Source organism: Kroppenstedtia guangzhouensis (assembly GCF_014637345.1).
GTDB classification, from domain to species: Bacteria; Bacillota; Bacilli; order Thermoactinomycetales; family DSM-45169; genus Kroppenstedtia; species Kroppenstedtia guangzhouensis.
Genome location: NZ_BMEX01000005.1, coordinates 64,453 through 89,051 on the forward strand (window position 1 = coordinate 64,453; position 24,599 = coordinate 89,051).

The following is a 24,599-nucleotide window of genomic DNA, read 5'->3' on the forward strand; positions in this document are numbered from 1 at the left end:
GACGATTCCTCCGTTTCCATACCTGTATCTGGAACACTGATTATTCATGATAACTCATCCGCCGACCGTCATCCCGGGAAACGGAGACGGACTTCTCACCAGTCAGACCGTACAGGGACAGCTTGACCCAATCATTCAACTGAGACTTATCCAACATGCATTCATGGTGGATTGCACCAAAAAGGATACTGAAGAAAAACCGTTCAGCCAATTCCGGGGCGACCTGAATCACCCCCGTCTGAACCCCTTCTTCCATCAATGCCCGCACGGGCTGCCGTATATTCTCCTCAAAATACCTGCGGACTTCCTCTTCCCGACCGAAAAATAGCAATTGCAAATCCCGGGCGATCATTTGATGAAAGCGACTGAGATCCGGATCATCCTGACAGAGGGCACAGGATTTTTTCAGGATGAGTCCCATCCTGTCCGTCACAGAGCTGCCGGACTCCAGGATAGTATTCATCTCCTCTCTCCACAAGCGCAACGTCCGGTGGATGAGCTGGATAAATACATCCTGCTTATCTTTGAAATAGTAATAGATCAAGCTCCGCCCCAGACCTGCCCGTTTCGCGATCACTCCGATCTCGGTCCCGTGATACCCTTTTTCACTGAAGACGGTGAGAGCAGCCTCCAAGATCTGCTGTATCCGTTTTTCCCTGATCACTTGATTCTGTTCAGGTGAACGAGGCATCCGAAACACTCTCCCGTTTTCTTTTCGTTGACATCGTGTCAAATCAACGCGTCAAATTGAATTGTATACTGAGAAAACTGGGGGTTCAACGCAATTTTTTAACGGGATTGTGAATGTTTCTCCAACAGGAGGGACCGGATGGATGCTTGTCCTTTTGTATGGACAAAAAACTTGATCCTTTCCGAAAGGAATACAGATACCCCCGCCGGTCAAAACCGACGGGGGTTGGTGATTATCTATTCTCCCGAATCACGCGGACTGGATTGCCGGCGGCAAAGGCGCCGGGGGGGATATCCCGGTTGACCAGAGATCCCGCCCCCACCACTGCCCCGTCACCAATCCGCACTCCCGGCAGAATGGTGGTATTGGCCCCGATCATCACCGAATCCCCAATATCGACATCACCCACCCGGTATTCTTCGATCAGATATTCGTGGGTGAGAATTGTCGTGTTATAACCGATAATCGTATTGTTTCCGATGTGGATCCGTTCCGGATAGAGCAGATCCACCGTCACCTTGAATGCAAAAGCAGTCTTCTCCCCCACCTCCATGCCGAGTAGGCGGCGATATAAAACATTTTTCCAGGAGAATACCGGGAGAAACCGGCAAATCTCAGCCACGAGGACATTGCGAAATACCTTGGCAAAGGGGAGAATCCGGTAAAGTTGCCAAAGTGAGTTGCTGTCTTTCACCGGATGTCGCTCTGTTCTTCTCATCTTTCCGGATCACTTTCCACTGTTTTCAACCCGATGACATCATACAGATCTTCCATCGACTCCAACATGTATTCCGGCTGATAAGCCAACAGAGACTCCCGGGCGTGGGCTGTCCAGGCAACACCAGCCGCGGGAACACCCGCATCCCGGGCCGCCAGCAGATCATACCTGGAATCTCCCACCATCAAGGTGGTTGCGGGCTTTCCATCCAGCCGGTCCATCGCCAGCCGGATCGGTGCTCCATCGGGCTTCGGTTTATCCGCGTCCCCGAAGCAGATCACTTCGGAAAAGAACTCTTCCAGCCGGCAAAGTTTCAGCCCCATCTCCACCGTCTGCCGCTGTTTGTTGGAGACCACGGCCATCCTCAACCCCTGCCGCCACAAACCCGCCAGTACCTCCGGAACACCGGGAAAAGCCTCCACCCATTCATCATGATGGGCCACATTGTGCTCCCGATAGGTTTGGACCATCGCATCCGCCCGTTCCTCCCCCCCAAAGCGGACCATTTGGTCCCTCAGGGGTTCCCCCAAACAGGCGATCACCTCTTGTTCATTAATTTCCTTCTCCGGACAATGGTGATTCACGGTGTGTAGAAAGGAAGAGAGGATCAGTGGCGTCGTATTGAGGAGAGTGCCGTCCAGATCAAATAGAATGGTGTGGAACCTCATGCACAATCCCCTTCCGTAGCCACCCGCCGGTCCACCGGTTTGGAACCCGGCCAGAACCAGGCCAGCAACAGAGTGAGTAATACGGCTACACCAAATCGGATCAGAAGTAGCGGCAAAACGTTAATCCCCAGGGGAATAAAAATAATGGTGTCCTCCACGACTGCGTGACATGCGGCGAGAAAGAGAACCATCACCGTCATCTCCCGCCGGGTAAATCGCTTTTCCCGGGCTTGTTCGATGATCACCCCCGCCCCCATCGCCAGACCGAAGAGGAGCCCTCCGGCCATGATCACCGATCCCCGAGGGTCGATCCTCAAGGGGTGCAGCACCGGTCTCATCCAGTCAGCGAACCGGTCCAACCAGCGGAGATCCTTCAGGATCTGGATGCAGATCATCAACGGGAACACCACGATAGCCATTTGCAACACGCCCATCAGGGCCGTTTCCGATGCGGCCCAAATCGTCTCCCACCCACCTTGAGGAGTCGACGGAGAAGCCGGGATCAGCCCATACACCGCTGTCTCACTGCCGCCCTTCCATGTCCACTGGACCAGGACAGCGGCCAGGAGAGCCAGAGAAATCCGTGCTCCCATCACCAGAAAGACAGAGATGCCGACCCGACGGCAGACCGCCGATTCTACCAACAGATTGTGGGAAAAACTCAGCATCAGGGCCAGGATAAAGACTTGCTTCACCGTTAAATCCAGACTGAGGATGGCTCCGATCCCGGCGTAAAGATTTAAGAGATTTCCCAGAACCAGCGGGATGGCCGCCTCCCCCGGCAGCCCGATCCAGGACATGATGGGGGTCAGCCCCCGCACAAACCAATCGATGACTGCTGTATATTGCAAAATACTGACCAGAAGAGTGACGGGAAAGATCACTTTCCCCAGTTCCCAAGAAGTGATCAGACCCGAATGAACCCCCCGGCCCCACTGAATCCCTTTCAACCTGACACGCTCTCCTTTGATTTCAGATAGGGGTCCTTGGCCAATCCTTTCATCCGGCGAAGCAGGATCAGGATGATTCCCAGCAACACCAGAGACAGGCTGACCAATTGGGCGATCCGGATATTGCCGCCGGCCATCATTCCCGGCTCAAACAACACTCTCATGGGAGACCAAAGCCCATTCAACAAGGAAACGAGCCAGTTTGGACCATCGAAAGTCAGACTGTCTGTCCGCAACCCTTCAATAAAGAAACGGCCCAAAGAGTACCAGATGAGATAGGTGAAGAAAATCTCTCCCCGACGCGGATTCCACCGGCGCAACAGGAGCAAGATCACCAAGCCCGCCACATTCCAGAGCGACTCGTACAGAAAAGTCGGGTGGTAATAAGCTCCCTGGATATTCATCTGATTGATCAACCAATCGGGTAAAAACAGTCCTTCCAGGAATTGCCGACTGACTTCTCCACCATGGGCTTCCTGGTTCATAAAATTGCCCCAGCGGCCGATGGCTTGCCCCAATATGATGCTGGGAGCAACAATATCCGCGATTTGCAGAAAGGGAACTCCCTTTTTCTTCACAAAGAAGGCTCCGGCGAGCAGGGCACCGATCAAGCCTCCGTGAATCGCCAGACCACCCTTCCAGACGGCGATGATATCACCGGGATTCTGCCAATAGTACTCCCACTCAAAGGCCACATAATATAAGCGGGCGCCCACGATCGCCGCCGGGATCACCCAGATCATCATATCGAGAAACAGTTCACTGTCGAGCCCGTGGCGCTTTCCTTCCCGTATGGCGATCCACAGCCCGATCAGGACTGCTGTACCCATGATGATGCCGTACCAGTGGACTTGGATGGGGCCCAATGAGACGGCGACCGGGTCGATTGCCTGTGCAAACTGCATCCATGGCTCCTCCTTTGTATCGCGTTCATTAAAAAGTCAATACTCATTTTAACCTACTTGCGTCGGAAATGAAACGCGGGGAAGCAAAGCCGTGACACCCTCTGATCCGCTTAAAACCGGGGACCTGCTCTTACAGGGCCCCGGTTTTAAGTAAAATCCTCGGGATCATCCAGACTCTGGTTCAATTTTTCGGCGAAGTGCCGGGCGGCGTGATAGCCCATCCGCTTCAAGCGAAAGTTCATGGCAGCCACTTCGACAATCACCGCCAAGTTGCGCCCAGGACGTACCGGAACTGTCAGTAGCGGAATCTCCGTATCCATGATCCGCATCCGCTCTTCATCCAAACCGAGCCGATCGTATTGCCTGTTTTCCCGCCAAGCTTCCAGGCGGATCACCATGGAGATTTNTTCTTGTAATCCCGTACCGCCCCCGCTCCAAAGAGAGTCATCACATTGATAATCCCCAAACCTCGAATCTCCAAGAGATACCGGATCAACTCCGGTGCATGTCCCACAAGATCGTTCTCCTCCGCCTGCCGGATCTCCACCGCGTCATCCGCCACCAGACGATGTCCCCGTTTCACCAGCTCCAACGCCGTTTCGCTTTTCCCAATCCCACTTCTGCCCATGATCAGAACCCCCACCCCGTATATGTCCACCAAAACCCCGTGCATGGTGGTCGCGGGAGCCATCCGCTTCTCCAGATAGCTGGTCACTTTACTCCCAAAACGGGTGGTCGAAATGGAAGTGCGCAAAACCGGAATTTTCTTCGCCTCCGCTGCTGCTGTCAACTCCGGGGGGATCTCTTCTCCCCGGGTGATGCAAAAGCAGGGAGTCCGGTCATTGCAGAGAAACTGCAGACGTTGCCGCCGTACCGCCTCAGACAGACCCCGGAGGAAGGTTAGCTCTGTCCGTCCCAACATCTGAAGTCTTTCCGCAGGATAATAGGTGAAAAAACCGGCCAGCTCCAATCCGGGGCGATAAAGGTCACTGGTGATCAGTTCCCGGTCCAAACCGGCTTCCCCACCGAAAATCTCCAAGTCAAACTGTGCTGCCAGCTCTTTCACCGTCACTGATTTTCCCATCCCCGAGCTCCTTTCCATCCACGTACAAAAAAACGGCCGGGAATCCGGCCGCCCCTTCAGATGTCAGAATACCCCTTTTCCAGGCTTGATGTCAAAGTGTCTTACCCTATCGATGAACCCGGTGAAGCCGGTTGAGTTCGATTGACAATCTCCGCGGACCGGATCTGTTCCAGTTCCCTTTGAAGATCCCGGGTGCTCAACCACATCTTGTAGATGATCGCCAACTCAAACACAAAGAGAATCATCGAACTGATCACCACAGTCTCGATGATCAGGCCAAAAATCGGACCCAGTATAAACACGAACATCTGATACTCAATCCCGCTGAACAGATGAGGGCGGATCCGTGCCCGTTCCAGCCGGTCCCGAATCTTCAGATACCAGCCAAACCTTTCTTTGAAAGCTTGATTGAGATCCACCTTTTTCTTATTTTGCTCCCTGACTTGCGGATCAGCCCCATCCTCTTCTTCCCAGCTTTCAATCCCCTCCAACTCAAGGGTCTGCTGTGCATTCCGCTTGGCTTGACGGATTTTCTTGCGCATTTCACGGCGGAGTTTGTACAATTGCAAGGCATCCATATAGCGGAGCATATCCATAAAGATAATCAAAATAGCCAGGGCCAGATACGTCGGATCATCGGTTAACAGGAACTGGCCGGTCATCAACATCAAGGCGCAAATCACCACCCGCACCCGGTCCAACATGTAATCCAGCCACATTCCAAAAACAGATCCGGTTCCTTTCAAACGTGCGATTTTCCCATCCATACAGTCCAGTACAAAACTGAAATGAAACAATAAGGCACCCATCCACAATGAGAATGAATCTCCTTGGAAAAAGAACCATGCAGCTCCGCATCCAACCAGAAAAGCAGCCAAAGAGATCTGGTTGGGTGTGATACGGGTATGGTTCGCCAAGGGTAGCACCAACCGGGAGGCCAAGGGATCCACCAGCAACACGGTCCACCAGGCATCTCTCTTTTTGTACGTTTTCTCCTTTACTTCTTCCAATGTGAACATAAAACCGAAAACCCCCATTTTGTAGGTTAGGAAGAATCAGGTCTCTATTATAGTTATTCGGAGATGAAATCGAATTTCATGTCATTTTAATATTTTTTTCGTGTGGTTGTTATGCTTAATGATAACCCTTTGCACAGAAAAAGCGGCCCTTTGCGGAAGAGAACCGCTTTCTCCATTACCGCTCAATGCTTTCGCTGGCTTTATGGGATGAACATGAGAAAATCAGAATACCGCTGTTTCCGTCTCCTTGTCAAAAACGTGCACTTTGTTCATATCCAGGGCAAGTTTCACTTCGTTGCCGATGGTAAATCCGGTTCGGGCGTTTACACGGGCTGTTACCCATTGGTCGGTGATCCCGGACAAGTAGAGATACATCTCCGAGCCCATATTTTCCGCCACTTCCACCTTGGCTGTAAAACAGCTGTCGGGAGTCGAATCCAGAAAGAGAGGCTCATCGTGAATATCTTCGGGACGGATTCCGAAAATCACCTGTTTACCCACCATTTCCTGTTGTCGCAGGATCTTCGCTTTCCCCTCGGGAATCTTCACATCCAGGCTACTCCCCCTGAAGTGAACCGCCCCGGCTTTTTCCACCAACCGCCCCTGGATAAAGTTCATCGAGGGAGATCCGATAAAACCGGCGACAAACACATTGGCAGGATGGTGATAGATCCGGGTCGGCGTATCCGCTTGTTGGATGACTCCGTCTTTCATCACCACGATCCGATCCCCCATCGTCATCGCTTCCGTCTGGTCATGGGTGACGTAAATGATGGTGGTCTTCAGCCGTTGGTGCAGTTTGCTGATCTCCGTCCGCATCTGAACCCGGAGTTTGGCATCCAGATTGGACAGGGGCTCGTCCATCAGAAACACCTGGGGCTCCCTTACAATCGCCCGGCCGAGGGCGACCCGTTGCCGCTGTCCACCCGAGAGGGCTTTCGGTTTGCGATTTAACAGATGTTCAATATCCAGGATTTTGGCCGCTTCCCGAACCCGTCTATCAATCTCATCTTTCTTAAATTTGCGAAGTTTGAGGCCAAACGCCATGTTTTGATATACATTCATATGCGGGTAGAGAGCATAACTTTGGAACACCATGGCAATATCCCGGTCTTTCGGGGGTACATCGTTCATCAGTCGGTCGCCGATAACCAACTCCCCTTCTGAAATTTCCTCCAATCCGGCAATCATACGGAGAGTGGTCGACTTTCCGCAACCTGAAGGACCTACCAATACCAGAAATTCCTGATCTTTAATCTCCAGGTCAAAATCATTGACTGCTGTCACTCCTCCGTAGTGCTTATAAATGTGTTTCAGTTTGAGCTCTGCCATGATGAAACCCCTTTCATTCTCCATTTTTTCCATTGTACCGCGGAAGGTGAAGGGACTCCATCGACAAGGCAACCAAAAATGGACGGCTTGGTTTGAGCAATTTGCCCATCACCGGAAAAGTCGGGACAACCGGAGTGCCAATCGGATCCGAACAGCGTCCTCAAACCGGCGGGCATCCAGCCCGGACTCCTGCCTGAGCCGTTCCAGACGGTAAATCAATGTGTTCCTGTGGATGAACATCCTTCGGGCGGTTTCACTCACATTGAGATCTTGTTCCAGAAAAGCTTCCAGCGTTTGACACAGTTCTTCATCCTCCCAGAAAGGAGTTGAGGATACATCAGCCAAAAATTGATTCACTCGTTCCTCATCCACCGACTCCAACAATTTTTCCAGGGAAAACTGCCAGGTGGTGTACACCGGATCGGCGGGACGATGGGTTCGACCTATCCGCCAAACTTCCCGCAGCGTCGCTATCGCTCGGGGCAAAAGATGCGCCTCACCTACAGCAGGATGGACGACCACTCTCACATCCTCCCCCGCTTCGGTGATGATCACCTCCACCAGCCCCTGTGCCGTTTCTTCCAATCCTTTTTTTTGATCCTTTGTGTCCTCTCCATAGATAAAGGAAAGGGGCAACAGGAGGAGTGATTCCGCCCGGTTGAGCGGGACCAACCATGCCTGATCCTCAAAATAACTGCTTACCACTCTTTTCAAACCGCTCATCCTTTTCCCCGAGAGAGCGGGATGAACAGCCAAAAAGGGGACCCGTTCCTTTCGGAACAGCTCCTCCACCGACGGTGGGGGATGAGGGAGTCCCCCACGAACCTCCGTCAGTTTCAGCCACTTCTCCAGGATGGCCAAAGGTTCCCCAGAGTCTGGTTCCTGAACCCGGTTTTGTCTCCACTCTCCCAAGAAAAGACAAATCAGAGCTTTTTCCTGTTCGGTGAGCCCCCCTGCCACCGACAACCGGTGCCTTCCATCCAGCTGAAAAGAATCGATTGCAGAGGGTGGCGGCGCTTCATCCCGCAGAACCCTCACCCTTTTCCCCAATGCCGCCTCCAATCGACCAACCAGTCTGGAAAACTCCCTCTCCCGCAACACTCTCCCCTCCAATCTTCACTCCGGATCTTAGAAACGTTGTCGTTGTGAATGAGTGCTGGCCTGGTCGGGATCGGATTTCACATGACCTTTTCGTTGTTCTAAAACTGCCAAAATCACTCCATGTGAAACCCAACCCTCCCTGTGAACGGCTTTTTACAATGATTTCAGTGTGTTCTTGGAATGACTTTTTCACAATGCTTTTAGGGCCACCTCTATTGTACACAGTGGATTCACCCTGTAAAAAAAGAAGGAGCGATCCACGCTCCTCCCAAGACTGAGGAAGAAAGAAAGACCACTTGCTTGTTCAGCCGTGACCCTTCACTCCCTCAACCCTTTCCAGATCCCGTTCAACAGCCAAGAGATGACACTGACCAGGATCGAACCCAGCAAGGCACCGAAAAACCCGCCCACTTCAAATCCCGGAACCAGGAAGCCGGTCACCCAAAAAAGCAGAGCGTTCAGTATAAATATAAACAAGCCCAAGGTGATAAAGGAGATGGGGAGGGTCAAGAAAATGAGCACTGGACGGATAAAAGTGTTGATCAATCCCAGCACCAGCGCCACCAAAAGGGCAGTGCCAAACCCCTCCACTTCAATCTGCGGGATCAGCTGGGCGGCCAGCAACACTGCCAAGGCGTTTAGTAACAGACGGACAATTATTCCCATCTTTATTCCTCCTCACGCACATCTATTCCCTATAGTATCCCAACCCAACCACTCCGGTGCAAGCCATCTTTTTTCCGAATTGCCCGCCTTCGATGAACTGGACTTCTTGCTTCATTTTCCCGGTTGCCACTTGCGGATTCTTCCCCAAAGGGTCTCAAATGCCTTATTCTTTGGCAGAAGCGGTATGAAAGGGTGGTCCGGACTTTTTGGCGGGATTGCAGATTTTTTCCGAAAGTGATGAACATGTGGGGAAAGATTCGCTCCATCTGGTCCATGATGACCCCCTTCGCACCATGATGAGATCCCTTCTCACTGGATAACGGAAAAGCCGGCCCTGTCCCGCAGGACTGGACTGGCTTTCTTGTGATTCCGGTTATTTGGCTTCATCGATTGCCTGGATCATGGTTTTTTCCACTTCTGCAGCGATTTCTTTCAGATCCTCATCCTCCGTCATCGCCAGCAGCGAAGTGGGACGGAGAAGACCGATGTGGGTCTTCAAAGTTTCCTCACTGCGATAGACCACGATTTTACAAGGGAGAAAGTAGCCGCCTTTCTGGTTTCGGATCAGCACTTTCTTGGCAATATCCGGGTTGCAGACTTCGAGTACGCGGAAGTCCTGTTGCAGAGCAATTCCTTTTTCCATCAGCTTGGTGGGAATGTCCAGTTTCCACAGAACTCCAAACTGATGGTCGGAAAGTGTCCGCTCCAAAGCTGCGATCGCTTCATCCACTGTCTTTGGGGTTTCCACCGTGTAGTCAAACATCCGATTTCCCCCTTTTCGTTTTCTGCAACTTTATTTTACACGATCCCGCCTTGCATCAGAAAACCCGGTCAGCCGGTTCTGTCTTTGGCCCGGCGGGAGATTCCGTCCATCAACTCCTGGTGAAAGCGCTCCATCCGACGGCGGTCTCTTTCCAGAATCGGCCGCAGAAACTGTCCGGTATGGGAGCTTTCCACCCGGGCCACCTCTTCCGGGGTCCCTGTGGCAACGACGGTACCTCCCCCCGTCCCTCCTTCAGGTCCGAGATCAATCAGGTAATCCGCCGTCTTGATCACATCCAGATTGTGTTCGATCACCAGGACGGAATCGCCGTTCTCCACCAGGCGCTGCAATACATGCAACAGGCGGGAAATATCATCCACATGGAGACCTGTGGTCGGCTCGTCCAAAATGTACAACGTGCGCCCGTTGCTCCGCTTGTACAGTTCGGAAGCCAGCTTCACCCGCTGGGCTTCCCCGCCGGACAGGGTGGTGGCGGGTTGACCCAGTTTGATATAACCCAACCCCACATCATACAGGGTTTGCAGTTTCCGCCGGATGCGGGGGATGTTTTTAAAAAACTCCAGTGCATCTTCCACACGAAGATCCAACACATCCGAGATGTTTTTTCCTTTGTATTTCACTTCCAGGGTATCCCGGTTGTACCGCTTGCCTTTGCATTCTTCACAGGGAACATAGACATCCGGCAGAAAGTGCATTTCAATCTTGATGATCCCGTCTCCCCGGCAGGCTTCACAACGGCCCCCCTTGACGTTGAAACTGAACCGGCCCTTTTTGTATCCCCGCACCTTGGCCTCCTGAGTATTGGCATATACATCCCGAATGTCGTCAAACACGCTGGTATAGGTAGCCGGATTGGAGCGGGGGGTGCGGCCGATGGGGGATTGGTCGATGTTGATCACCTTGTCCAGGTGCTCCATCCCTTTGATCATCCGGTGTTTCCCGGGAATCCACCTGGATTTGTTCAACTCCCGGGCCAACGCCTTCAACAGGATCTCATTGACCAGGGTGCTTTTCCCGGAACCGGACACTCCGGTGACACAGGTGAAAACACCGAGGGGAATCTTGATGTTGATGTTTTTCAGATTGTTTTCCCTGGCTCCTTTGATCTCCACCCAGTTGCCACCCACCTTGCGCCGCTCTTCCGGCAGGGGAATGAACTTGCGGCCGGACAGATACTGCCCGGTCAGGGAATGGTCCATCGCCATCACCTCTTCCGGGGTTCCCTGGGCAACGATACGGCCTCCATGGGTCCCCGCTCCGGGACCTACATCAATGATATGGTCAGCAGCCAGCATGGTGTCTTCATCATGTTCCACCACGATCAGGGTGTTTCCCAGGTCACGCATCTCTTCCAAGGTCCGGATCAGCTTGGCGTTGTCCCGCTGGTGCAGCCCGATGCTGGGTTCATCCAGGATATAGAGGACTCCCATCAGCTTGGAACCGATCTGGGTGGCCAGCCGGATCCGCTGCGCCTCCCCGCCGGACAAGGTCCCGGCGGCACGGTTCAATGTGAGATAGTCCAGACCCACATTGATCAGGAAACCGAGGCGGCTGTCAATTTCCTTCAGAATCTGACGCCCGATGACCCTCTCCTTCTCCGTCAGTTCCAGATGAGAGAAAAACTCCCGGGCTTCCCGTATCGAGAGGGAGGTGAGGGTATCGATGCTTTGTCCGCCCACCCGGACACTGAGACTCTCTTTGCGCAGTCTCGCCCCTTGACAGGTGGGACAGGGTTTGTTGCTCATATAGTTTTCAATCTGCTCCCGGATCATGTCGGAGCCCGTCTCTCGGAATCGGCGTTCCAGGTTATTCAAGACGCCTTCAAATCGAATCTGAAGTTGTCTTACTCGTCCCTCTGTCTCATAACGGAAGGGAATCCGTTCACCGGTTCCTTTGAGAAGCTTTTTGAGATCCCCCTTGGGCAAGTCCTTCACCGGCACATCCATGTCGATTTCATAATGATTACAGACCGACTCCAACAGCGATGGGTAATAGGTGCTGGATTTACTGACCCAGGGTTCTATGGCTCCCTCACGCAGGGTTTTTTCCTTGTCCGGAATCACCAGAGCGGGGTCGACCTCCATCCGGCTGCCCAATCCGTCACAAGTGGAACAAGCCCCGAAGGGGCTGTTGAAGGAGAACATCCGCGGAGACAACTCATCCATGCTGAAGCCGCATTCGGGGCAGGCCAAATTTTGGCTGAACAGCATTTCCTCCCCGTCGATCACATCGATCAACACTTTGCCGCCAGCAAGGTTGAGTGCCGTTTCCATGGAGTCGGTGAGCCGCGTTTCGACCCCAGGTTTGATCACGATCCGGTCCACCACCACTTCAATGGTGTGCTTTTTGTTTTTCTCCAGTTTGATCTCCTCGGAAAGATCCCGAATCTCTCCATCCATGCGGACACGGACAAAGCCCTGCTTCCGGATCTCCTCCAGCAGTTTGGCATGCTCCCCTTTACGCCCTTCCGCCATCGGGGCCAGGATTTGGATCCGGGTCCGTTCCGGCAACTCCATGATCCGGTCAGTCATCTGTTGAACCGTCTGGGAAGAGATCTCGATACCGTGCTCCGGGCAGTAGGCGCGACCCACCCGGGCATAGAGGAGACGGATATAGTCATAGATCTCCGTGACTGTTCCCACAGTGGACCGGGGATTGCGGCTGGTCGTCTTCTGGTCGATGGAGATCGCCGGGGAAAGTCCATCGATGGAATCGACATCCGGTTTATCCATCTGTCCCAGAAACTGACGGGCATAGGCCGACAGGGACTCCACATATCGTCGCTGTCCCTCGGCATAGATGGTGTCAAAGGCGAGTGAAGATTTTCCGGATCCTGACAGACCCGTCAGTACAACCAATTGATCCCGGGGGATAGTGACATCCACCTCTTTCAGATTGTGGACGCGTGCTCCGCGTATGATGATGTTTTCCTGGGCCACAGTTTATGCTCCCTCCGCTTTGAGTTCCAAGATCATATCCCTCAACTCCGCCGCCCGTTCAAATTGGAGATCCCTGGCCGCCTGTTTCATCTCTTTCTCCAGTCCTTCGATCAGTTGTCTCCGTTCTTTTCCACTCATTTTCTCCATGTCGGGGGCCACTTGATACGTTTCACTCTCTTCCGCCGCCTTGGTAGCTTCAATCACTTCACGAACGGCCTTGCGGATGGTCTGCGGCGTGATCCCGTGTTTTTCATTATGAGCGATCTGCACTGACCGACGGCGTTCCGTCTCATCAATCGCCTTCCGCATGGACTCCGTGATCCGGTCAGCATACATGATCACTTCCCCATTGGCATTGCGGGCCGCCCGGCCGATGGTTTGGATGAGCGATCGCTCCGCTCGCAAAAAGCCTTCCTTGTCGGCATCCAAGATCGCCACCAGAGAAACCTCCGGCAGATCCAATCCCTCCCGGAGAAGGTTGATCCCGACAAGAACATCAAACTCACCGAGACGAAGACTCCGCAGTATCTGCATTCGTTCAATCGTTTTGATGTCGGAATGCAGATACTGTACCTTGATCCCAGCTTCCTTGAGGTAATCGGTCAGATCCTCCGCCATCTTTTTGGTCAGGGTGGTGACCAGCACCCGTTCATTCCGCTCCACCCGCTTGTTCACTTCTCCGATCAGGTTGTCGATCTGGCCTTCGATGGGGCGAACATGAATTTTGGGGTCGAGCAGACCTGTGGGTCGGATGATTTGCTCTGTCACTTCCGGGGTCTTCTCCAGCTCGTAGGGACCGGGGGTCGCGGAGACAAAGATCACCTGGTGCAACCGTTCTTCAAACTCTTCAAACTGCAGGGGCCGGTTATCTAAGGCGGAGGGCAAGCGGAAACCATGTTCCACCAGCATCTCTTTCCGTGAACGATCTCCTTTGTACATCCCGCCGATCTGTGGAATGGTGACATGGGACTCATCGATAATGGTCACAAAATCGTCAGGGAAGTAATCGAGAAGTGTATAGGGAGGTTCTCCCGCCTTTTTGCCCACCAGGTGCCGGGAATAGTTTTCAATCCCGGAACAGAAGCCGATCTCCTGCATCATCTCCATGTCATAGCGGGTCCGTTGCTCCAGCCGTTGAGCTTCCAACAGCTTGCCCTGGGATTTCAGAGCGGACAGGCGTTCATCCAACTCCGCCCTGATCTCTTTCAGAGCTCGGCGCATCACCTCTTGCCGCGTAACATAGTGAGAAGCAGGAAAAATGGCGACATGCTCCCGATCTCCCAGGATCTCCCCGGTCAGCACATCGATCTCCCGGATGCGATCGATCTCATCCCCAAAAAACTCCACCCGGATCGCCTGTTCACTCCGGGATGCGGGGAAAATCTCCAATACATCTCCCCGAACCCGGAAAGTTCCCCGGATGAAATTGAGGTCGTTCCGCTCATATTGGATATCCACCAGATCCCGCAGTACTCTATTGCGATCCTTCTCCATCCCGACCCGCAAGGAGACCACCTGACTGCGGTATTCCTCGGGGGAACCGAGTCCGTAGATGCAGGAGACACTGGCCACAATAATCACATCCTGTCGCTCAAACAGGGCACTGGTGGCGGAGTGGCGCAATTTATCAATCTCGTCATTAATCGAGGCATCTTTTTCAATATAGGTATCCGTCTGGGGCACATAGGCCTCCGGTTGGTAATAGTCGTAGTAACTGACAAAGTATTCGACAGCGTTTTCGGGGAAGAACTCCTTCAGTTCCCCGCACAATTGGGCCGCCAGCGTCTTGTTGTGGGCGATCACCAGCGTGGGCTTTCCTGCCTGAGCGATGGTATGGGCGATAGTGAAGGTTTTCCCCGTTCCGGTCGCCCCCAGCAGTGTCTGATGTTTTTTCCCTGTCAGGAGGCCATCCGTCAACATCGCAATCGCTTTCGGTTGGTCCCCCTGGGGTTGATATTCGGAAACCAGGCGAAACCTGTTTTTAGCCACAGCCATCACCTCGTATTTGTCATCCGTTCCATTATAGCACAACCTGATGGAAAAACAGGAACACCCGTTCCAAGAAACATGAAAAAACCCCCCCGGGGCAAGGGGGGTTACCTCATCTCTTTTTTCAACGTTTCCACGGCCACCCGAAGTTGCAAATCATTCTCCGGCTTGCGCAACATCTCGATATACGAATCCTGCAACTTCATCGCTGTCTTACTGTCGACCACCCCGGTGACTGGCAATTTTTCGGTCCGTTGGTAAGCTTTGACGGCAGTTTCCGTCTGTTCACTGAAGTATCCGTCCGTCCGATCCGGCCGATAGCCCAACCCCTCCAGGATCAACTGCAAGTTCTTCACCTGCTGAGATGTCATGTCCCGTTTGAGGGTTTTATCCGGTTGGGGTGGAGTTGCGCTGTAATAGTCCGGAAGTTTCACCTTGACATCTGGTTTGATCCCTTTTTTATGAATCCAGTTCCCTTCCGGGGTCAACCATTTGGCCATGGTCAGTTTCAGATTGCTTCCGTCCTCGAAATCCTTCGCCGTTTGAACCGTCCCTTTGCCAAAGGTGGCCTCACCAACGGTTTTGTATCCGCCGGATTCCTTCAACGCAGCGGCCAGGATCTCGGAAGCACTGGCTGATCCCTTATCCGTCAGAATCACGATCGGATACTCTTTTTTCTCTTTCATTTTGGATTTGTATTCAATGCGATGACCTGTCTTGTCTTCAGTCATCATAATTTTCTTTTGGTCAGGCACCAGTTGTTCACTGATTTCCACCACAGCCGGAAGCAACCCGCCGGGATTTCCGCGAACATCGATCACAAGCCCTTTCATGCCCTTCGATTCCAGCTCTTCCAACTCCTTCAGAAAATCTTTGGATGTATCTGTGGAGAACTGGGAAATCTCAAGCTTTCCGATTTTTCCATCCAGCATATCCGCATGAACCGTTTCAATCGGGATCTCGTCACGGACCACTACAATCTTGAGAACTTCACTCTGCCCGGGACGGGACACTTCCAAACGCGCTTTCGTCCCTTTGGGCCCTTTGATCTTGGAGACCGCCTCATTCAGGTCCATTCCCTCCAGACTGTCCCCGTTCACCTTGAGAATCTGATCCTCCGGCCGAAGCCCGGCCTTTTCCGCAGGAGAGCCTTTAAAAGGAGAGACGATCGTCACCTTTCCTTTCTTCATGGTGACTTCCGCACCGATCCCCTGGAAGGTGGAGTCGAGAGAGGAATGGAACTGTTTAGCCGTTTTTTGATCCATATAGGCGGAGTAAGGGTCGTTGAGGGAATCCACCATCCCTCGGATCGCCCCGTCGATCAGCTTTTGATCATCCACCTCACCGATATACTGAGATTTAATCGTTCCGTAGGCCTCTTTCAATTTATTCAGATGATCCTCCAGCTCGGAGTTGCTGCTGACCCCGCTGAAGAATGAAGACCCCGTCGCCCGGGATAACAAGCCCCCGTCACCCACCACCACCGCCGTTGTCAGACTGCTGAACAGGACGGCAAAGACCACGATCAGGGCAACGGTACGTCCACGCATATACATCCAAACACCACCTTTGATTACATCTCATGGGCAGCCGAGTCGGCATCCTTCTCCTCATGGAAGGGATCTGATGGGTCACCTGCAGTCAACCGCCCGGAACTGACGAGGGATTGATTCAATATATGACAAGCGAGCCGAGGTTAGTATCAGGTTCACTCTAGCAGAATTTACACTCCCGCACAAGGACGGACACTCACCAAAAAGAAAAGCCAATGCGCCGAGGCATTGGTTGTCGCGGTCATGGAAGTTGTGTTTCAAGTACGTTTTTGGCCGGTCGGGACGATTCCTTCGCTGTCGGCCTGAGATTTTCCGAGCGGAAACACACCGCACTCCCCCTGATTGTACTTTTCCAAAATACTTCCTGGAATCATCACTCCAAGTATTTCAAGGGATTTTGCAATTGACCCTGTTTGCGAACTTCAAAGTGATTGTGAGGTCCGGTGGAATAACCGTTGCTTCCGATACTGGCAATCCCCTGACCTCTTTTTACATAGTCCCCTTTTTGAACCCGAACCGTGTGGGGATACATGTGGGCGTACAGGGTGGTCAGTCCACTACCGTGATCCAAGATGATGATCCAGCCGTATCCGGAAGCAGGCTGACTCTCCAGGACAATTCCGTCTGCGGCGGCATAGATCGGATCCCCAGCATTCCCTTCGGTGTCGATACCGGTATGAAGTTTGTATACACCGGTGACTGGATGAACCCGATACCCGTAGGGCGAAGTGATCCGGCGACTTTTTCCCGGCCAGCTCAGGGGCCCCCCCGGATACTTGAACGATCCATTTTTCAGGGCGAGCAGATTCACACGCCGAACCTCTTTTTCTTGGATGTTCTCCTCTTCTTCGATCCCTGCCAAAGCCACTTTGCTTTTTTTTCGGTTCTCCTGCATTCGATTGTAGGTTTCTTCGGCCGTTTCGATTTCTTGCTCCCGTTTTTTGTTCAATTTCTCCAATTTTCTCTGTTGCCGCTTGATCTCTTTTTTCTTTGCAGCGATTTTTTCCATCAAGAGATGATCCTGTTTGACCAGAAGACTGAGCGTCTCAAAACGGGCCAGAAATTGGGACAGGGAATCGGATTCCAACAAGGTGCTCATATACCCCAGCTTCCCGCTTCGGTAAACGCTCTCGATGCGATCATGAAATTGATTCTCCGCCTGGTTGAGAGCCTTTTGAACTTTTTTCATCTTTTGCTTGGCGGAAAATATTTCTTCGTTGGATTGATGGATCTGCTCGCTGATCTGCTCCATTTTTTTCTTTTCCCGATCCATCGTTTCCTTGGCTTCCCGAATTTCACCCTTGATCTCCTTCTTCTCCTTCCGGATCTCCTCCAGATCCTTCCAGGCCTTTTCCATATCTTCTTCCGCCTGCACATTCGGAATGCTGGAAAAGGCAAGGGTGAAAGCTGTCGCACCCGTCAATAACCTTCTTTTCATCCGATCCCTCCTTCCTTCTGAGCCACCCGTTATTCCCCCACTGGAGAGGTAGTGATTTAGTGCGTTCTTGGACGATCGGGATTGGATTTCACATTCCGGCGCCAAAGCTCTGACGGGCCAAAGACGCTCCAGTCCTCCCTGTGACGACTTTTTCACAACGCTCCTATTTCAGGTACCGCATCGGATTGGTATGTTCCCCGTTCTTCAATACTTCAAAATGAAGGTGAGGCCCGGTCGACCATCCGTTGTTACCCACTGCCGCGATGGCCTGTCCCCTGGATACGGACTGGCCGACGCTCACTTTGACATCCTGGGCATAAACGTGGGCATACAGGGTGGAGAGCCCGCCACCATGGTCAATCACGACAATGTATCCATATCCCCTCATGGGACGGGAGGCGATCACCTTACCGGCGGCGGCGGCACGAATCGGGGTACCGAGGGGTGCACCGAAATCCACCCCCGTATGCATTTTGTATTGCTTTCGTACCGGATGGTAACGCATCCCGTAACCCGATGTGATGGAGGCGCCTTTCACCGGTTTCAAAAAAGCTCCCCCGTCATAAGTGCCGGAAGCTTCCGCTGTCCGCCCCGCCTCCTGCTGTTTGCGGACTAGCTCCCGGACCTGCTGACTCTCCTTTTCGTTCACTTCCTCCAGGTGTTCCTGCTCCTCGGCCAATCGGTTCAATTCTTTTTCAACCTGTTTGTACTCCTGAATCAGCTGGGCATGAAGTTCCCGCGCCTCTTTCTCCTTTTTCCGCCGATCAGCCAAAAGATGCTCAAAACTTTGCTTCTTCCGATTGAGTGCCACCCGGTCCCGTTGGTACCGTTCAACCAGATGCTGATCTCTTTGGATCACCATCTGGACAAACTTGAGCCGATTGAGGAACTCCCCCAGACTCTCCGAATTCAGCAAGGGTTCCACGTAAAACATCTCACCCTGCTCATAAAGCGTACGAACCCGGCCCTTATACCGTTGCTCCTGAATCTTCAGTTGCTCTTCTTTCTGTTGAAGATCCTTTTTCGTCTTCTTCAGCTTCTGTTCCAACTCATAAACTTCACTGCTCCGGTCTGCCAATTCCATCTTTTTTTGGTCGAGCTCGGCAAAAACCGATTTCAGATCCTTCTTTGTCGCGGCCTTTTCCTTCTCCAGCCTCTGAATCTCCTTATCCCGTTCCTTGATGTCCTGTTTCTTCTCCTGGATCTCATCGGCACGGATGCTTCCGGGAAATAGGAGGGCAGCGGCCAAAATCAGGGACAATCCACCGCCGACCCAACGTGTGGAAAGGTTGCTTTTCACTCCGTTTCCCCCTCCTGATTCTCCACTCCGGACCCACCTGCCGTCAGGTACGCAGGAACCGGCGGATGGAAATGAGACTTCCCCAGATCCCGATCATCACACCCAACAGAGCGGTCAGCCCCGCCACCCAGAGAGACAGGGGCCACATCCCGAGCAGTTTGAAAAAGCTGTATGCTTTATCGGCGTCCAAAATCCGGACGACGGCATTGTAACCGGCCAGAACCACAGCAACCGGGACGACGGAACCCAGCAACCCGATCAGGGTCCCTTCGATGAAGAAGGGCCAGCGGATAAACCAGTTGCTGGCGCCCACCAGCCGCATGATCTCGATCTCCCGGCGACGGGCGAAGATGGTCAGCTTAATCGTGTTGGAGATGAGGAAAGCCGCCAGCACCGCCAATCCCAATCCGAAAATGAAGACCACGTTGCGGATCAGACTCGACATATCGAGAATGCTGCGGGAGACCCCGCCGCCAAAGTCGGCATTATCCACTTGGTTCGGATAATCTCTTTTGAGCTCCTCGGACAAGGATTCACTCTGACGGGGATCCTTCGCCATCACTTCCAACATGTCCGGAATGGGGTTGTCCTTCTCCAGACCCTCAAGGAACTTCTCATCCTCGCCGAACCATCCCTTCATCGATTCCAGGCCCTCTTGCTTGGAGATAAATTTCACACTCTCCACTTTCGGTTTTTTTTCGATGCTGCTCTTCACCTGATCAATCTCATCACTGGAGATGGAGGCGTTCAGAAAGACCCGGATCGACACTTCCCGGTCCAATTCGGAAGCCATGTAGTTAATATTGAAGGCGAACACCAGGAAGAGTCCAAAAATCAACAGGGTAACACTAGCGGCACTGACCGCAGCAAAGGTCATCCAGTTGTTCCGGATCAAACTTTTGAAAGCTTCCCGGGTATGTCGCAACAAGGTGTCAATCCTCATAGCCGTATTCCCCCTGCTGTTCGTCGCGGACGATCACACCCTGCTCCACCGCAATCACGCGTTTACGCATGGTGTTTACAATCTCTTTGTTGTGTGTGGCCATGACAACCGTGGTACCACGGGAATTGATCTCCTCCAGCAGGTACATGATGTCCCAGGAGTTTTCCGGATCGAGGTTTCCGGTCGGCTCGTCGGCAATGATAAAACTGGGGTTGTTCACCATGGCCCGGGCGATGGAAACCCGTTGCTGTTCCCCCCCGGAAAGCTGGGAAGGAAGAGCATTCATCCGATCGTAAAGGCCGACCAATTCCAGAACCTCCTGCACCCGACGCCGGATCTTCCGCTTGGGTGTCTCCACCGCTTCCATGGCGAAGGCAACATTTTCATATGCCGTCATATTGGGCAAAAGCTTGTAATCCTGGAACACAACACCGATCTTCCGGCGAAGATACGGGATTTTCCAGTCCCGCACCCGCTTCACATTCACCCCGTTGATCAGGATGACTCCATGGGTGGGACTTACCTCCCGGTACATCAATTTGATGAAGGTACTTTTACCCGCACCGCTGGGTCCGACCACATAAACAAAATCACCCTGGTCGATTTTCACATTGATTCCGTTCAGGGCTTTGACACCATTGGGATAAACCTTGTACACATCATGCATCTCAATCATGTGATCACCCTCGTACGTATTGGGTTTTGACACGTGGTTCAAGTTCCGTCCAATCTCTATCGAATATGGTAGATTTAGATAGAAAAATTCGCAAATGAATGCCGGAAATCCTTTTTATTATATCATCTACGTATTTGTTGTATATCATCTATATGAACTTTTCCAGAAATGAAGTTGTTATTGATAGGTGGAGAACAGAAAAAACCCGCCGAAAAAATCGGGCAGGTTTTCAGTTCTTCACCTGTTAATATGAAACGGTGTCCAGCCAGCGAAGGGTTTCATCCAATTCTTCTTTTTTCTTGGCGATCATTTCCACCACCCGGTTCCGTGCAGTGCCGCTTCCAGCTTTCCGGGCGTCGACCACCTGTTCCACATCCAGCTTCGAATAGACATCTTCATCGATCAACGGGCAAGCATTTTTGAATTCCTCCAGAGTCAGATCCCTCAGGTGCCGTCCTTGCTCCAGACAGGAGAGAACCAGCCGGCCCACCACTTCATGCGCCTCGCGGAAGGGAAGACCCCGGGTCACCAGATAGTCCGCCAGATCCGTCGCATTGGTGAAGCCCTGTTCCGCGCTTTGCCGCATCCGCTCCTTGTCCACCCTCATCCCGGCCACCATCGGAGCCATCAGTGCCAGCGCTCCCTGCAAGGTGTCGACGGTATCGAAAATTCCCTCCTTGTCCTCCTGCATATCTTTGTTATAGGTCAGGGGGAGGGCTTTCAAAGTGGTGATCAAAGCCACCCAATGTCCTGTCACCCGTCCCGTCTTCCCCCGGATCAATTCCGGTACATCCGGGTTTTTCTTCTGAGGCATCATACTGCTGCCGGTGCAGAATGCATCATCCAGTTCGATGTAGCCAAACTCCTGGCTGGACCACAGGATCAACTCCTCCGACAGCCGGGATAGATGCACCATGATCAGGGAGGACGCTCCCAAAAACTCCACCAGGTAATCCCGGTCACTGACCGCGTCCATACTGTTGTCATACATCCGATCAAAACCCAGCTCCTCCGCCACTAACTCCCGGCGGATGGGAAAAGTGGTGCCGCTGATCGCACCGGCCCCCAAGGGGAGGGTGTTCACCCGCTTGTAGCTGTCAAACAACCGTTCCGTATCCCGCCCGAACATTTCAACGTAAGCCAGCAAATGGTGGGCGAGGCGGACCGGCTGGGCCCGTTGCAGGTGGCTGTAGCCAGGCAAAATAGTGTCCACATGCTCCTCCGCCTTGGCTACAAGAGCTTCGCGCAATACGTTCAATCCTTTAATCAAATCCAGTGTCCGGGCCCGGACATACAGATGCATATCCAGTGCCACTTGATCATTCCGACTGCGGCCGGTGTGGAGTTTCCCCCCCACTGGACCCACTTCATCGATCAGCAACTTCTCGATGTTCATGTGGATATCCTCGTGAGCTACGGAAAATTTCACTTCACCGGACCGAATTCTATCCCGAATCTTCCGCAATCCCTCCGAGATCGTCTCCGCTTCCTCCGCCGTCAGAACCCCACACTCCCCCAACATCCTCACATGGGCCAGACTGCCGCGGATATCTTCTTCGTACAGTTTTTGGTCAAAACCGATGGATGCGGTGTATTCTTCAACGAGTCGGTTGGTCGGCTTGGTAAATCGCCCGCCCCAGAGTTTCATTGAATGAGGGATCCTCCTTTTTCGGGTTCACCTTGGAATTGACCTCCGTCGGCAATCCCCATAGCTGAATAAAACCCACAGCCGCCTGGTGGTTGAAGGTGTCTTCGGGTGTGTAGGTGGCCAATTCTTCGCTGTACAGAGAGTGTTCCGACTTCCGACCTGTCACCACAGCCTGCCCCTTGAACAAGCGGACCCGGACTGTCCCAGATACCGTCGCCTGGCTCTCCTCCACAAAAGCATTCAGCGCCTTCATCAATGGAGAGAACCAGAGTCCTTCATAGGCCAGCTCCGCCCATTTTCCTTCCACCACCGGTTTGAACCGGATCACTTCCCGGGTCTGAGTCAGGAATTCCAGCTCCCGGTGGGCGGTGATCAACGTCATCGCCGCCGGACATTCGTAAACTTCCCGGGACTTGATTCCCACCAACCGGTTCTCCACATGGTCGATCCGTCCCACTCCGTGTTTACCGGCCAATTGATTCAGTTCCGACACCAACCGGTGGAACGGCAGCTCTTTCCCGTTCAGAGAAACCGGCTTTCCCCGCTGGAAGGCGATCTCCACATCCTCCGGTTGATCCGGGGTCTTTTCCACCGCTGCGGTCCACTCGTATGCCCCTGCCGGCGGCGCCGCCCAGGGATTCTCCAGGACACCGCATTCACAGCTTCTGCCCCACAAGTTTTGATCGATGCTGTAGGGATTATCCAGATCCACCGGGATCGGGATGCCATGATTTTGAGCATAAGCGATCTCCTCTTCCCGGGACATGGCCCATTCCCGGACCGGGGCGATCACTTCCAATTCGGGATTGAAGGCTTTGACTGCCAGTTCAAACCTTACCTGGTCATTCCCTTTCCCGGTACACCCGTGGGCCACCGCCACCGCCCCCTCCGCTGTGGCCACCCGAACCAGCACTTCTGCAATCAGTGGGCGGGACAGAGCGGAGACCAAAGGATACTTCCCCTCATACATGGCATTGGCCTTCAGCGCCGGCAGCAGATAATGTTCCGCAAACCATTTCCGGGTGTCCACCACCAGCGACTTGACCGCCCCCACTTTCAGTGCCTTTTCCTTGATAAAATCCAGGTCTTTTCCTTCCCCCACATCGAGAGCCACCGCCACCACGTCATATCCATAGTTTTCCTTTAGCCACTGAATCGCCACCGATGTATCCAGGCCGCCGGAATAAGCGAGAATCACTTTCCCTTTGCTCATGGTCCGAACACCTCTTATAATCATTCATCGTTATGTATTATTATACGGATCGATGAATAAAAAGTCCACCCTTGATTTCGGGGTGGAACCATCTTTCTACAAGACGTTGAGCAGCCGCATTTTGGTCGGGGAGATCGTGTTTCACCACAGGTTCAACCGATCGTCTTGAATTTGCGCATGTTTTCGGTGATGGCCACTTCCGTGGGCAGGCGCTCCATGCTGGAAGCTCCGAAAAAACCGACGATACCTGTGGTATTTTTCAGAACATAGTCAGCATCCTCCGGCTCGGCGATCGGGCCGCCATGACAGAGGACAAGGATCTCCGGATTCACCTCTTTGCCAGCATCATGCATCGCTTGTACCCGCTCCACCGCTTCATCCAGGGTAAGTGCGGTTTTGGCCCCGATGTTGCCGGAGGTGGTCAAACCGACATGGGGCACCAACACATCCGCCCCAGCTTCGGCCATTTTCCGCGCTTGTTCTTCATCAAAGACATAAGGAGCAGTCAACAATCCGAGTTGATGCGCTTCCCGGATCATCTCCACTTCCAGATCATAACCCATTCCCGTCTCCTCCAGGTTGGCCCGGAAGTTTCCATCCATCAGACCCACGGTGGGAAAGTTTTGCACCCCGGTAAAACCCATTTCCTTCAATTGTTTCAGGAAGACCGGCATGAGTCGGAAAGGATCAGTGCCGCAAACACCGGCCAGCACCGGAGTATCTTGAACCACCGGCAACACTTCCCCGGCCATCTCCACCACAATCGCATTGGCATCACCGTAGGGGAGCAGACCGGCCAAGGAACCGCGCCCCGCCATGCGATAACGACCCGAGTTGTAAATGATGATCAGATCCGTTCCGCCGGCTTCAGCGCACTTGGCTGACAGACCGGTTCCCGCTCCGGCTCCGATAATCGGACGTCCTTCCTTCACTTCCTTATGTAGACGTCGCAATGCATCCTCTCTGTTGATCATCAAAGTCC

Annotated in this window: 20 protein-coding genes and 1 pseudogene; all 21 read right to left on the bottom strand. The window is 53.1% G+C overall.

Going from position 1 to position 24,599, the window contains the following annotated elements; all coding sequences use genetic code 11:
* Positions 1–40: 40 nt before the first annotated feature.
* The 21 genes and pseudogenes from IEV46_RS08660 to IEV46_RS08760 all read right to left on the bottom strand — a co-directional run bounded on the left by IEV46_RS08660 (position 41) and on the right by IEV46_RS08760 (position 24,591).
* On the bottom strand, positions 41–691 hold the full coding sequence (locus IEV46_RS08660) for a TetR/AcrR family transcriptional regulator (RefSeq protein WP_188432062.1): 651 nt from the start codon (positions 689–691) through the stop codon (positions 41–43).
* Positions 692–923: 232 nt separating this feature from the next.
* Positions 924–1,409: an acyltransferase gene (locus IEV46_RS08665; protein WP_188432065.1), complete on the bottom strand. Its 486-nt coding sequence runs from the start codon at positions 1,407–1,409 to the stop codon at positions 924–926.
* On the bottom strand, positions 1,406–2,077 hold the full coding sequence (ppaX, locus tag IEV46_RS08670; protein ID WP_188432067.1) for a pyrophosphatase PpaX: 672 nt from the start codon (positions 2,075–2,077) through the stop codon (positions 1,406–1,408). Before ppaX ends, IEV46_RS08665 begins: the two co-directional genes overlap by 4 nt.
* A complete protein-coding gene (locus IEV46_RS08675; protein WP_188432069.1) occupies positions 2,074–3,027 on the bottom strand; it encodes a nucleoside recognition domain-containing protein in 954 nt (317 codons plus the stop codon). The genes ppaX and IEV46_RS08675 overlap by 4 nt, the downstream gene beginning before the upstream one ends.
* Positions 3,024–3,932 (bottom strand): prolipoprotein diacylglyceryl transferase, encoded by a 909-nt coding sequence (gene lgt, locus IEV46_RS08680; protein ID WP_188432071.1) that lies wholly within the window; start codon positions 3,930–3,932, stop codon positions 3,024–3,026. The genes IEV46_RS08675 and lgt overlap by 4 nt, the downstream gene beginning before the upstream one ends.
* Before the next feature lie 146 nt (positions 3,933–4,078).
* A pseudogene (gene hprK / locus IEV46_RS08685) lies at positions 4,079–5,016 on the bottom strand (HPr(Ser) kinase/phosphatase).
* A 101-nt stretch (positions 5,017–5,117) separates the two neighbouring features.
* Positions 5,118–6,035, bottom strand: coding sequence for a CDP-alcohol phosphatidyltransferase family protein (locus tag IEV46_RS08690; RefSeq protein ID WP_229736006.1), 918 nt, complete (start codon positions 6,033–6,035; stop codon positions 5,118–5,120).
* 222 nt (positions 6,036–6,257) lie between these two features.
* Entirely contained in the window at positions 6,258–7,367 is a 1,110-nt protein-coding gene (locus IEV46_RS08695) for an ABC transporter ATP-binding protein (protein WP_188432075.1), read from the bottom strand.
* Positions 7,368–7,475: 108 nt separating this feature from the next.
* Positions 7,476–8,465, bottom strand: a complete 990-nt coding sequence (locus IEV46_RS08700) for a PucR family transcriptional regulator (RefSeq protein ID WP_188432078.1) — start codon at positions 8,463–8,465, stop codon at positions 7,476–7,478.
* Between the two features lie 321 nt (positions 8,466–8,786).
* Positions 8,787–9,134: a phage holin family protein gene (locus IEV46_RS08705; RefSeq protein ID WP_188432081.1), complete on the bottom strand. Its 348-nt coding sequence runs from the start codon at positions 9,132–9,134 to the stop codon at positions 8,787–8,789.
* A gap of 373 nt (positions 9,135–9,507) precedes the next feature.
* The gene (locus IEV46_RS08710) at positions 9,508–9,897 is read right to left on the bottom strand and encodes a DUF302 domain-containing protein (protein WP_188432083.1); all 390 of its coding nucleotides are present in this window, start codon (positions 9,895–9,897) and stop codon (positions 9,508–9,510) included.
* A gap of 68 nt (positions 9,898–9,965) precedes the next feature.
* On the bottom strand, positions 9,966–12,857 hold the full coding sequence (gene uvrA / locus IEV46_RS08715; protein ID WP_188432085.1) for an excinuclease ABC subunit UvrA: 2,892 nt from the start codon (positions 12,855–12,857) through the stop codon (positions 9,966–9,968).
* Positions 12,858–12,860: 3 nt separating this feature from the next.
* The gene (gene uvrB, locus IEV46_RS08720; RefSeq protein ID WP_188432087.1) at positions 12,861–14,852 is read right to left on the bottom strand and encodes an excinuclease ABC subunit UvrB; all 1,992 of its coding nucleotides are present in this window, start codon (positions 14,850–14,852) and stop codon (positions 12,861–12,863) included.
* A 101-nt stretch (positions 14,853–14,953) separates the two neighbouring features.
* On the bottom strand, positions 14,954–16,402 hold the full coding sequence (locus tag IEV46_RS08725; protein ID WP_229736007.1) for a S41 family peptidase: 1,449 nt from the start codon (positions 16,400–16,402) through the stop codon (positions 14,954–14,956).
* Positions 16,403–16,772: 370 nt separating this feature from the next.
* Positions 16,773–17,837, bottom strand: coding sequence for a M23 family metallopeptidase (locus IEV46_RS08730; RefSeq protein ID WP_188432089.1), 1,065 nt, complete (start codon positions 17,835–17,837; stop codon positions 16,773–16,775).
* A gap of 163 nt (positions 17,838–18,000) precedes the next feature.
* The gene (locus IEV46_RS08735) at positions 18,001–19,137 is read right to left on the bottom strand and encodes a murein hydrolase activator EnvC family protein (protein WP_188432091.1); all 1,137 of its coding nucleotides are present in this window, start codon (positions 19,135–19,137) and stop codon (positions 18,001–18,003) included.
* Positions 19,138–19,180: 43 nt separating this feature from the next.
* Positions 19,181–20,080 (bottom strand): permease-like cell division protein FtsX, encoded by a 900-nt coding sequence (ftsX, locus tag IEV46_RS08740; protein ID WP_188432093.1) that lies wholly within the window; start codon positions 20,078–20,080, stop codon positions 19,181–19,183.
* Positions 20,070–20,756 carry a cell division ATP-binding protein FtsE gene (gene ftsE, locus IEV46_RS08745; RefSeq protein ID WP_188432095.1) on the bottom strand — a complete coding sequence of 229 codons (687 nt, stop codon included), beginning with the start codon at positions 20,754–20,756 and terminating at the stop codon, positions 20,070–20,072. The genes ftsX and ftsE overlap by 11 nt, the downstream gene beginning before the upstream one ends.
* Before the next feature lie 244 nt (positions 20,757–21,000).
* Positions 21,001–22,404, bottom strand: a complete 1,404-nt coding sequence (gene argH / locus IEV46_RS08750; protein ID WP_188432097.1) for an argininosuccinate lyase — start codon at positions 22,402–22,404, stop codon at positions 21,001–21,003.
* Entirely contained in the window at positions 22,355–23,617 is a 1,263-nt protein-coding gene (locus IEV46_RS08755) for an argininosuccinate synthase (RefSeq protein WP_188432099.1), read from the bottom strand. The genes argH and IEV46_RS08755 overlap by 50 nt, the downstream gene beginning before the upstream one ends.
* 152 nt (positions 23,618–23,769) lie before the next feature.
* Positions 23,770–24,591 carry a phosphoenolpyruvate hydrolase family protein gene (locus IEV46_RS08760; RefSeq protein ID WP_188432101.1) on the bottom strand — a complete coding sequence of 274 codons (822 nt, stop codon included), beginning with the start codon at positions 24,589–24,591 and terminating at the stop codon, positions 23,770–23,772.
* Positions 24,592–24,599: the final 8 nt, after the last annotated feature.